Source organism: Bacillus sp. FSL K6-1560 (assembly GCF_038592935.1).
GTDB lineage: Bacteria > Bacillota > Bacilli > Bacillales > Bacillaceae > Bacillus > Bacillus subtilis.
Genome location: NZ_CP151946.1, coordinates 2,388,489 through 2,401,342, shown reverse-complemented (window position 1 = coordinate 2,401,342; position 12,854 = coordinate 2,388,489). Strand labels below are relative to the sequence as shown.

At 45.9% G+C, this 12,854-nt stretch carries 1 protein-coding gene; it reads left to right on the top strand.

The features are described from left to right. Positions 1-15: 15 nt before the first annotated feature. The gene (gene pksM, locus NYE22_RS13060) at positions 16-12,804 is read left to right on the top strand and encodes a polyketide synthase PksM (RefSeq protein WP_342411900.1); all 12,789 of its coding nucleotides are present in this window, start codon (positions 16-18) and stop codon (positions 12,802-12,804) included. Positions 12,805-12,854 lie beyond the last annotated feature (50 nt).

The following is a 12,854-nucleotide window of genomic DNA, read 5'->3' as shown; positions in this document are numbered from 1 at the left end:
GAGAGGAGTGGGAAAATGATAACTGAACAACTGCACATTTCATTAAATAATCCAATCATGTCCAACCACAAGGTATATGGACAAGCGTTATTACCCGGCCTTGCTTATATAGATTTAATCTACCAAGTATTCCAGGAACATGGTTATGCATACCAAGAGCTTGAATTAAAAAACCTGACCATTTTTTATCCTTTGATTGCAGATGAGTCATATGACATTGCCCTGACCATTCATGTGTCTGAAAGAAAGGAAGGGACATGGTCCATCATCATCGACGGACAAAAACAGCATGGAGAATCACTATCTGACAAGAGACAATATGTGACTGCTGACATGCATCGTAAAGAGCAAACTTCTTTTGCCGAATCAATAGACCTTAATCAGTGGAAAAGTACAGCTGATAGGATTCTGAATTTAGATGAAATCTATGAACAATGCCGTTCTCAGGAGTTAGTGCATACCGGCATGATGAAGGCAAAAGGGCGGATTTATGAGGCCAAAGAGGGGGCTGTAATTGATTTAGCAGTCGGACAGGAAGCGTTGCGTCATTCTGAAGCTTTTCTGTTTCATCCGACGCTTATTGACGGCAGTGGCATAGGTTCAAGCTGCCTGATCTCAGATCAAACGATGTACCTGCCATTGTATTATGAATCGTTTTCTGCTTCAGAACGATTGCAAAAAGGATGTACAGCACGGATCCTCTCCTCATCTGTGCGCCAAAAGAAAGAACTCACTTATATGACGATTGAATATTTTAATTCAGCAGGACAAAAAGTGGCCGAGCTGAAACAATTTGCAGGCAAGTCTGTACGGAATATGTCAGCATTTCATTCTGCAAAAGAAATTCAAGAAGAAAGAGCTGCTGTCTCTCAGAACATCAGTCGGGACTATCCCGCATTTGAAATGTATTTGCGTCAGCTGCTTGCTAAGCAGCTTGAAAGGCCGGCAGAACAAATGGATATCCACGCTGGGTACTATGAGCTTGGTCTGGATTCTCCGTCATTGCTTACCGTGGTTCAGGAAATTGGAGATAAGGTTGGAGCGGATCTTGCTCCGACACTGCTGTTTGAATTTACAACAATTGCAGAACTAGCTGCTCATCTTGCTGATCACTATTCAATTGGAGAGGCGGACGATGCTGTCCGCCAATCTCCTTCACCAATTGATGGTGTTACCTCTTCACCAGAGATCGGGGAGGACATAGCCATTATCGGAATGGCGGGACGCTATCCTAAGGCGAAAAATATACAGGAATTTTGGGAACAGCTTAAAGCGGGTACCGACTGCATCACAGAGATTCCAAACTCACGCTGGGAATGGAAAGAAAACAATGGACTGGATTCACCTTCGGGCAAGCCATTGTCAAAATGGGGCGGGTTTATCGAGGATGCTGATTGTTTTGATCCTCAATTTTTCAGAATCTCTCCGCGTGAAGCGGAAATGATGGACCCTCAGGAACGGTTATTTTTAGAGACGTGCTGGGAAGCTATTGAAGATGCGGGTTATACACCAGAGACAATTGCTTCACCGCAGGGAGAAAATAAAAGACAGCATGTCGGTGTGTTTGCCGGCGTTATGCATAAGGACTATTCCCTTATAGGAGCTGAAGCTCTATCAGAACACAATCCATTTCCTTTATCGCTGAATTATGCGCAAATCGCCAACAGGGTCTCTTACTATTGTAATTTCCACGGCCCAAGCATGGCGGTGGACACGGTCTGCTCTTCCTCATTAACTGCGGTTCATTTGGCAATAGAGAGCATCCGGAATGGAGAATGCGAGGCCGCGCTTGCCGGAGGCGTCAATTTGTCACTGCATCCGGCTAAATATATCAGCTATGGCAGTGTAGGGATGCACTCAAGTGACGGCTATTGCCATACTTTCGGCAAAGGCGGGGATGGCTACGTATCTGGAGAAGGTGTCGGCACAGTATTGCTAAAACCGCTGCGAAAAGCTGAACAGGACGGTGACCGAATCTATGCTGTCATCAAAGGCAGTGCGATCAATCATGTAGGGAAAGTAAGCGGAATTACAGTACCGAGCCCGGTAGCTCAAGCTGATGTTATCGAAGCGTGTCTAGAAAAAACAGGAATTGACCCGCGCACCATCAGCTATGTTGAAGCCCATGGCACTGGCACCTCATTGGGAGATCCGATTGAAATACAGGGGTTAGTAAAAGCTTTCAGCCGCAATACGCAGGACAAGCAATTCTGTTCAATCGGTTCTGTTAAAACGAATATTGGCCATGCTGAAGCTGCAGCCGGCATTAGCGGCTTAACGAAGACTGTCCTGCAGTTGCATCATAAAACCTTGGTGCCCTCATTACATTCAGAAGAGCTGAATCCTTATTTGAAGCTCGATCAAACCCCATTTTTTGTCCAGCATGAAACAAAGGAATGGGAGCAGCCATCTTTTACAGAAAACGGGGTGGACGTCACATATCCCCGCCGCGCCGGTTTAAGTTCGTTTGGCGCTTCAGGATCAAATGCGCATCTTATTTTGGAAGAATATATTCCGGCAGAGAGCCATTCAGAGACGATTTTAACGAAAAATGAAGAAATAGTGATACCTTTGTCTGCGAGAAACAAAGATCGTCTGCAGGCTTACGCTCTTAAACTTCTTGATTTTCTTAGCGAGGACGTCAATCTTTTAGCGTTAGCTTATACCATGCAGGCAGGACGGGTTGAAATGGAGGAGCGTGCGGCCTTCATCGTAAAAGACATAAAAGATTTAACGGCTAAACTTCGGGCGTTTGCCAATGGCGAAGAAGAGATCGAGGGCTGCTGGACGGGACGAGCCAAGGAGAATCAGGAGGCGGCTGGGCCAACTTCGGTAAATGCGCTGAATAACCATTTGACAACAGACAGCGAAATGATGGAAATGGCGAAAGCATGGGTTCAAGGAAAGCGGGTCACCTGGGACGACCTATACGGCGATCGCAAGCCGCTTAAAATCAGTGTTCCGACCTATCCGTTTGCAAGGGAGCGCTACTGGATCCCGGTTCCTGAAATGAAAACCAGCACTGTGAATCATATCTTACATCCGCTGGTGCACCGCAATACATCAGACTTTACTGAGCAGCGCTTTAGCTCTGTATTTACAGGCACGGAATTTTTCCTTTCAGATCATGTTGTACAGGGGCAGAAGATTTTACCGGGCGTTGCCTATTTAGAAATGGCAAGGGAAGCAGCGGAAAAAGCTGCAGGCGATCTGGACGGCGAACAAAGAGTGGTGTCGCTTAAAGACATTGTGTGGGTGCGTCCTATCACGATAGAAAGTGAACCAAAAGAAATACATATTGGCCTTTTTCCTGAGGATAACGGGGACATTTCCTTTGACATTTATAGCAACTCTGAACATAAAGAAGAAGCCCTGACGATACACTGCCAAGGCCGCGCTGTCATTTCAGATGAAGCGGACACTTCCATTTTAAACCTTTCATCAATACAGACAGAATGCAGTTTGGACACAGTGACGTCAGAACAATGCTATGCAGCGTTTCGAAAGATTGGGCTTGACTATGGAGAGGGCTATCAAGGGATTGAAAAAGTCTATGTCGGCAAAGATCAATTGCTTGCAAAAATCTCGTTACCCGCTTTTCTAAAAAACGACAAGCAGCATTTTACGCTCCACCCGAGTTTGATGGATTCCGCGTTCCATGCCACGGTCGGTTTTATCGTTAGCTCAGTCAATGCCACTGGACAAGCTCAGACGCTGTCTCTTCCATTTGCGTTGCAGGAGGTTGATATTTTCAGCCCATGTCCAGAGAATATATGGTCTTATATTCGATATAGTTCAGACAGTAAAGCGGAGGACAAAGTCAGAAAGTATGATATTGATTTATGTGATGAGAACGGACACGTTTGTGTGCGAATGAAGGGTGCCTTGATGCGGGCACTTGATGGAGAGCGGCATTCAAGGTCTCAACTAGTAACTGATTCTCAGCTGACCGGGCATACGATGATGATCCCCGTCTGGGAACCAGTCTCTCTAGAAGCGGAGGATAATGCTTCGTTTGCTGGTACACGAGCTGTTTTATGCGGTGCTGCTGAAGCTGATCGGGCATTCATAAAGCATCATTATCCGCAAGTTTCCTTTATCGATATCCGGCCTGCAGATGACATTGAGGGAATAGCGGTCAAACTGCGAGCGTACGGAAGCATTGACCATGTATTGTGGATTGCCCCGTCACACCGGGGAAGTATAGGTAGTGATGGACAAGGAGAAGCTGTTCTTCACTTATTTAAGCTTGTGAAAGCATGCCTGCAATTAGGCTATGGCGAGAAACAACTTGAATGGTCTCTTGTGACCGTCCAAGCACAGCCGGTTACGCAACATGAGGCAGTACAACCCGCTCATGCAAGCATTCATGGGCTTGCCGGCACAATGGCAAAGGAATATCCACACTGGAAAATCCGTCTTCTCGATCTTGAAAAAGGCTGCACATGGCCGGTAAATCACATGTTTGCGCTCCCAGCTGACCGCCTTGGCCATGCTTGGGCCTATCGTAATCAGCAATGGCATCAGCAGCAATTGATCCCATATCGGCACTCACTGTCAGGCGACACGCTATATCGGAAAGGCGGAGTCTATGTGGTCATCGGAGGAGCCGGGTATATCGGAGAGGCGTGGAGTGAGTACATGATCCGCCGCTACCAGGCGCAAATCGTTTGGATTGGGCGAAGTCAACTTAATGCTGCCATCCAGTCAAAAATAGACCGACTTTCGGCGCTTGGCCCTGAGCCTTTCTACATTGCAGCCGATGCAGCTGATAAGCATTCATTGCAGCAGGCTTATGATCAAGTGAAAATGCGCCATCCTCATATTCACGGGATTGTTCACTCTGCGATGGTTTTATTTGAGCAAAGCCTGGAAAAAATGAAGCCGGAAGAATTCACCGCTGGACTGGCGGCGAAGATCGATGTCAGTATTCGGTTGGCCCAAGTGTTCTGCCAGGAGAATGTAGATTTTGTTTTATTCTTCTCTTCGCTTGTAGCCCATATCAAAAATGTGAAGCAAAGCCATTATGCCTCTGGCTGTACATTTGCAGATGCTTTTGCTCACCAGCTTTCTCAGAGCTGGGCATGCCCTGTAAAAGTCATGAACTGGGGATATTGGGGGAATAGTGAAGCGGCTGAGGATGAACATTATGTACAGCTCATGAATCAAATCGGCTTAGGTTTAATTGAGTCTGCGGAGGCTATGAAGGCGCTGGAAGCATTGCTTTCTGGGCCAGTCAGCCAAACAGCTTTCATTCATACGACAAAGCCTGTAGCAGTCGAAGGTGTGAATCAGAATGAATTCATCACTCTTTATCCGGAGCAACCTTCAGCAGATGCAGAGAGCCTGATGGAGCGTCTGCCGACTACGGCACGATTTCAAAGAGTGACACATGAAGAGCTTGATGATCTTCTTTACAGGCTGTTGTTAGGACAGCTGCAAACGGCCGGGCTGTTTGATGGTTATACATTATCGGTTGAACGTCTTCAACAATATAAGACTCGTGAATTTTATGGAAAATGGATTCGGCAAAGCAGCGAATTTCTCTTGCAGCATGGCTATCTTAAGAAAGTTGGAGATTCATTGGTGAGGAAGGACCAAGCAGAGGATATCGAGCTGCTTTGGCAAGAATGGAATGCGAAAAAAGAAAAGTGGCTTAAAGACAGCGAGACAAAGGCGATGGTTGTCTTAGCAGAGGCCATGCTGAAAGCATTACCGGATATTTTGACAGGGAAAGTCCCTGCAACAGATATCATGTTCCCGCATTCCTCGATGGAACTGGTGGAAGGCATTTATAAGCATAACCAAGTGGCAGACTATTTTAATAAAGTGCTTGCCGATACATTATTAGCTTATCTGGATGAACGTCTGAAGCACGACCCTGAGGCATCGATTCGCATTATGGAAATAGGCGCAGGCACAGGCGGCACGAGTGCCGGAATCTTTGAAAAACTGAAACCATATCAAAAGCACATCAATGAATATTGCTATACAGATCTGTCTAAAGCATTTTTGCTGCATGCAGAAAAGGAATATGGGGCGGAAAATCCGTACCTGACATATCAGCTTTTTGATGTGGAAAAACCGATTGACCAGCAGGAATTTGAAGCGGGAGGCTATGATGTCGTCATTGCCGCTAATGTCCTTCACGCAACAAAAAATATCCGTCAAACACTGCGGCATACAAAAGCAGTAATGAAAAACAACGGAATGCTGCTGCTGAATGAAATGGCGGGAAACAGCCTGTTCCCTCACATCACCTTTGGTCTTTTGGAAGGCTGGTGGCTGTATGAAGATCCTGCAGTGCGGATTCCCGGCTGTCCAGGCTTACATCCTGACAGCTGGAAAGCGGCACTTGAAAGCGAAGGCTTTGAATCTGTCTTTTTCCCGGCCGAGGCGGCACATGATCTGAGTCACCAAATCGTCGCAGCCTCAAGCAACGGGCTGGTTCGCCGTATGATGAAAAATGTGATCTTGCCGGAGAAGGTTGTTTCACAAGCGTCTAATCAGGAGCCAGCCTACATTCATTCCATAGATTCAGAGGAAGCTGGACAATCAAAACATGCTCTCCTAAGAGAAAAAAGCACAGAATATATGAAAAAACTAATCGGGGAAACGTTGAAAATTCCTGCTGGAAAGATTGAGGCATCTGAACCGCTTGAAAAGTACGGTATTGATTCTATCGTTGTTGTCCAGCTGACGAATACATTGCGTAAAGAAATTGACCATGTAAGCAGCACTTTATTTTTCGAGTACCAGACCATTGACGCATTAGTGGAGCATTTCATCAAAACAAAAACAGAAGCGCTGATGAAATTAACAGGTCTTGACCGTCAAGTTCTACAACAGACACCGGCCGAAAGCAGAACCCAATCTTCACAGAAACCTGATCAGGCCGCTAAAAGAACACGGCGCTATCGCAAGCTTGGCTTCAGCGGGGAGAAAGAAACACCGACAAACACTCTTGCAAGCCGTGACGTTGCTATTATCGGCATTTCTGGACGCTATCCTCAGGCGGAAACAGCAGAAGACTTTTGGAACAACCTAAAAGAAGGAAGAAATTGTATTGAGGGAATTCCGAAAGATCGCTGGGATTGGAAAGCTTATTACGATAAAGAAAAAGGAAAAGAAGGATCAATTTATACGAAATGGGGCGGATTTATCAAGGATATGGACAAGTTTGACCCATTATTCTTTCAGATTTCTCCGCTTGAGGCAGAAAGAATGGACCCTCAGGAGCGATTATTTCTGCAAACCGCTTATGCAAGTATTGAAGACGCGGGATACACGCCTGACTCGCTCTGTTCAAGCAGAAAAATCGGCGTCTTTGCCGGAGTCATGAACAAAAATTATCCGACCGGCTACGGCTATTGGTCTATCGCCAACAGAATATCCTATTTACTGAATTTCCAAGGCCCGAGTCTTGCAGTCGATACAGCCTGCTCATCCTCCCTGACAGCGATTCATTTAGCGCTGGAAAGCATTTATAGCGGATCGAGTGATTGTGCCATTGCCGGCGGTGTCAATTTAGTTGTCGACCCGGTTCACTATCAGAATTTATCTGTCATGAATATGCTCTCTGCTAGTGATACATGTAAATCATTCGGCGATGATGCAGATGGATTTGTCGACGGTGAAGGCGTAGGCGCCATTGTGTTAAAGCCGCTGCAGCAAGCAATAGCAGACGGTGACCATATTTACGGTGTGATAAAGGCAAGTGCCATTAATAGCGGAGGAAAAACAAATGGATACACGGTTCCAAATCCTCATGCACAGGCACAGGTAATTAAAGAAGCAATGGAGCGCGCCGACATTCCTGCCCGAACCATCAGTTATTTAGAGGCGCATGGAACAGGCACTGCATTAGGAGATCCGATTGAGATAGCGGGGTTAACAAAAGCATTTGAGAAAGATACGCAGGAGAAACAGTTTTGTGCGATCGGCTCCAGCAAATCAAATATCGGTCATTGTGAAAGTGCAGCCGGAATTGCAGGGCTGACAAAAATACTTTTTCAGTTTAAATATGGCCAAATTGCACCATCATTGCATGCTCAGCGGTTGAATCCGAACATCGAGTTCAGCCATACGCCATTTGTCGTTCAGCAGCAACTTGGTGAATGGAAACGCCTGGTGATTGGCGGGCAAGAGGTGCCTAGGCGCGCTGGCTTGAGCAGTTTTGGCGCCGGAGGGTCCAATGCCCATATCATCCTGGAAGAATATATTCCAAGGACGGGGGCGCAAACGCCGAAAGACCATCCTCCAGCGCTGATTGTGCTGTCGGCCAAAAACATGGAACGCTTGCAAGAAAAAGCGGAACAGCTGCTTACAGCCATCAAACAAAAAAGGTACCGCGAAACAGACCTGATCAGGATTGCCTATACCTTGCAAACAGGCCGTGAAGCAATGGAGGAACGACTGGCCTTTATAGCGGAATCACTAGAGGATCTTGAGAGAAAGCTGAACGATTTTATCGAAAACAAAGCAGACAGCCTGTATCTGGATCGCATCGATGATAACAAAAAAGCGTTAGCAGTCTTATCAGCGGATGAGGATACGGAAAAAATCATAGAAGCATGGATGAGCAAAGGGAAATACACGAAACTGCTGGATCTTTGGGTGAAAGGCTTGTCTTTCGACTGGGGCATGCTGTACGGCACCCAAACGCCTGTCCGGATCAGTCTTCCGGCATATCCATTTGCAAAAGAACGTTACTGGGCACCAGGCGCGGCAAAGGCTCCGGCGTCTATAGAACAGGATCATGATCAGCAAACAGAAGAACCTTTCAAGGTTATGACTTTTCAAGAAGTGTGGAAAGAAGAGTCGGCTACTCTCACATCGAAACGTATCAAAACGCTCATCTGTTTTCTGACTGAAAGAGAAAAGCAAAACGCATTTGCTTCAGCCCTGAAAAACGTTGATCAAGACACTAAGGTCATTTTTATATCACAGGGCGAAGTGTACAGCAAACAGTCTGAATATAGCTACCAGATTGTGCGGCAAGAACCCGTTACTTTAGAAAAGGCCTTCCAGAGCATTAAAGAAGAACTTGGAGAACCAGATGCAATCCTCTATATGTGGCCTATGGAAGACAAGCGCTGTATAAAGGACCATTCCTGTATTGTTTACCTATTACAAGGTATGTCCGCAGCAAAGCTTTATCCTTCACGGCTGCTGCTGGCAGGATGTTTTGAAGATGGTCTTGACAGAAGCTATCTGGAATCATGGATTGGCTTCGAACGTTCACTCGGGCTTGTCCTTCCGCACACAAAAGTGACTGGAATCTTTCAGCCGGCGGAACAAGGATCGATGGATGATTGGACACGTAATATATGGGCAGAATTACAGGCTACAGCTGAACAAACGGTTTTGTATCAGAATGCGAAACGATATGTAAATCACATTGAACAGACAACGATACAACCGGACGACAGCAAATTGAAGTCTGGCGGTACTTACCTGATTACAGGCGGTGTAGGAGGGCTTGGTTATTTATTTGCCAAGCATTTGGCCAAAAACTATGCCGCAAACCTGATTTTGACAGGGCGGTCGCCTTTTAATGATGAGAAGCAAAAGCAAATAAAAGAATTAAAGGATCTAGGCGGCGAAGCGATGTATGCAGAAGCCGATGTGTCTGATCCTATCGCAATGGGAGACTGCGTAAAGAGAGGGAAAGACCGATTCGGTGCCATCAACGGTGTCATTCATGCAGCCGGAATCGAAAGCGACTCTGCTATTTTTGACAAAAAGATCGAAAGCTTCCAGCGCATCATTGAACCGAAAATCAACGGCACGATAGCGCTTGATGAATGGCTTAAAAATGAAGTCCTTGATTTTATGTGTTATTTTTCTTCTTCTTCTGCGGTTTTAGGGGATTTTGGATGTTGTGATTATGCGATTGGCAACAGGTTTCAGATGGCTTACGCACAATACAGAAATGAGCTGCATAACGGTAAAACGTTTGTCATCAGCTGGCCTGTATGGAAGGATGGCGGAATGAAGATCGGTGATGAGGAAACAACGGATATGTACCTGAAATCAAGCGGCCAACGCTTCCTAGAAGCCGAGGAAGGCATCCGTATGTTTGAGCACATCCTAGCTCAGCAGGATGCTCAGCATCTCGTCATAGCCGGTCAGCCCAGCCGTGTCAGCCGATTTTTAGGAATGACTGAACCAGCTATTCCAGAACCGGCCACTCAAGCCCCTCTAGCGCAAGAAAACAAGGATGAGGTAAAAAAGTTAAGCGTTGAAAAGCGTTTAGAACACGACTTGAAAGAGCATATTCACACATTGCTTAAGATTTCAAAGGACAAGCTGAATTTGAACAAAAATTGGGCCGACTTCGGATTTGATTCAATCTATTTGGCTAAATTTTCGAATGTGTTATCAAAGCATTTCAACATCGAAGTGACACCGGCTTTATTTTTCGGCTATTCGACTTTACAAGAATTGATCGGCTTTTTCTTAACCGATCATAAAGAGCTGATTGAAGCATTTTACCGGGATGATGCATCAGAAGCGCAAAAGCCCCCTGAAGCTTATGCAGCAATTCCTGTAGCTTTAGAACCAGAAACCAGTAAAAAAAGCATTCGGCAGGTTCACGATGAGCCTATTGCCATTATCGGCATGAGCGGCAGGTTCCCTCAAGCTGATTCGGTCCATGAGCTGTGGGATAATCTGAAAAACGGTAAATCGTGTATCTCTGACATCCCGGGCGAACGCCGGGACTGGGGGAGAGCTAACAGAGATCCAGAAAAAGCAGTGCCAAGGTGGGGTGCATTTTTGAAGGACATAGACCGGTTTGATCCGCTGTTTTTTCAAATATCGCCTAAAGAAGCCGAAAGCATGGACCCGCGCCAGCGCATTTTTCTAGAGGAAGCATGGCACACGTTTGAAGACGCCGGCTATATGGGAGATCGGATAAAAGGAAAATCCTGCGGTGTTTATGTAGGTGTGGAAGAAGGGGAATATGCGCATCTAACCGGAGATACGGATTACATTAACGGAACACAAAACGCCACATTGTCTGCGAGAATCGCATACGCATTGGATTTAAAAGGGCCTAATATGGCTTTGACAGCAGCATGTTCATCTGGACTGGTGGCGATTCACCAGGCATGTTCAGCTCTGCGTCAGGGGGATTGTGAAATGGCTTTAGCCGGCGGCGTCAGCTTGAATATTTCTCACATGTCTTTTGAGGCGCTGACAAGGGCCGAAATGCTGTCTCCGAACGGACAATGCAAAGTGTTTGACCAGGATGCCAATGGTCTTGTGCCAGGTGAAGCGGTGGCTGCTGTTCTCTTGAAACCATTATCAAAGGCAATTGAAGATAAAGATCATATTTATGGCTGCATCAAAGCCAGCGGCGTGAATTACGATGGCAAAACCAACGGCATTACTGCGCCAAATCCTTTTAGCCAGGCAGAATTGATCGAAAACATTTATGAAAAAAATGAAATCAATCCGCTCGATATTCAATATGTGATGGCGCACAGTACCGGCTCGAATCTTGGTGATCCGCTTGAGGTCCAAGCGTTAACGAGCGTGTTCAGCAAATATACGAAGCAGAAGCAATTCTGTATGATCAGCTCAATTAAACCTTTAATCGGACATACATTTGCAGCGTCAGGAACGGTTGCTTTAATCAGTATGCTGATGGCTATGAAAAACCAGATCATTCCGGCCACTCATCACTGTGAATCGGAAAACCCGTATATTCCGTTTAAAGAAAGCCCATTTGTGCTTTGCAAAGAAAACCGTTCGTGGATCAGGAAAAATCAGAAGCCGAGGATGGGAACGATCAGCACGACTGGAATCAGCGGCACCAATGCACATGCAGTCATTGAAGAATACATTCCGGATGATCAGCCGTCCACACAGCGGCATCAAGGGTCACCGCAGATCATTGTGCTTTCAGCCCAAAATGACGATCGGCTTCAGGATGCTGCCTGCCGCATGATTGCGTATCTGGAGCAGAATCATAACCTTTCTTTACCTGATGTGGCATATACGCTTCAGGTTGGGAGAAAAGCCATGGAAGCAAGGCTCGCGATCGTTGTAAACAATCAGAAGCAATTGGTGCGAAAATTGAAGGAATATGTGGAAGCAATGAAGAATGGTGGGGTATCAGGCCAACAGAGATCCCTTTATACAGGATATACAGAAGGGATTTTAGAAGAACAAGATGAAGCAGTTCTGCAAGCTCTCGCAAAAGAAAGAAATTTGGAAAACATCGCGGAATGCTGGGTGAAAGGATATCAGATTCCTTGGGAACTCCTTCATGATGGCGATGACGTTCGGATGGTTTCTTTACCTGGTTATCCATTTGCAAGGGAACGGTATTGGATTTCGTCAGGCACTCAGCAATCAGAGGCCGTTAAACAGCATTCACAAGATATGAAAACAGAGATTGACGAGCCGAATGGAAAAACCCATATTCAAAAGATCATTGTTCAATTTTTAGCACGAGAATTGGGCATATCTGAGGATCGAATCAATTTCAAAAGAAACTTCCTGGATTATGGGATGGATTCAATTCTTGGCCGAAAATTGATGCGGCATATCGAAAAAACCACGCAGCTGAAGATGGCCGGCCGGGACATCCTTGAATGTCAGACAGTCCAAGCTCTATCTGACCATTTGGCCTTAAAAGCGGAAAAACAAAATCATAGCGCAGCAGCACATCACATAAAGGGCACGTATACAGACGAGCAAATCATCGGATTGATGCAAGAGGTGGCGCTAGGGAAATTGGATTTTAAGAGTGTGCAAAACATCATAGAAGGGAGTAAATCGTATGAATCATAAAGAAATTCTCGATGCCTTCAGATCAGGAGAATTAACCATTTCTGAGGTGG

Coding starts and splice junctions, on each gene's coding strand:
- pksM (WP_342411900.1), top strand. CDS start 16: ATGATAACTGAACAACTGCACATTTCATTAAATAATCCAATCATGTCC.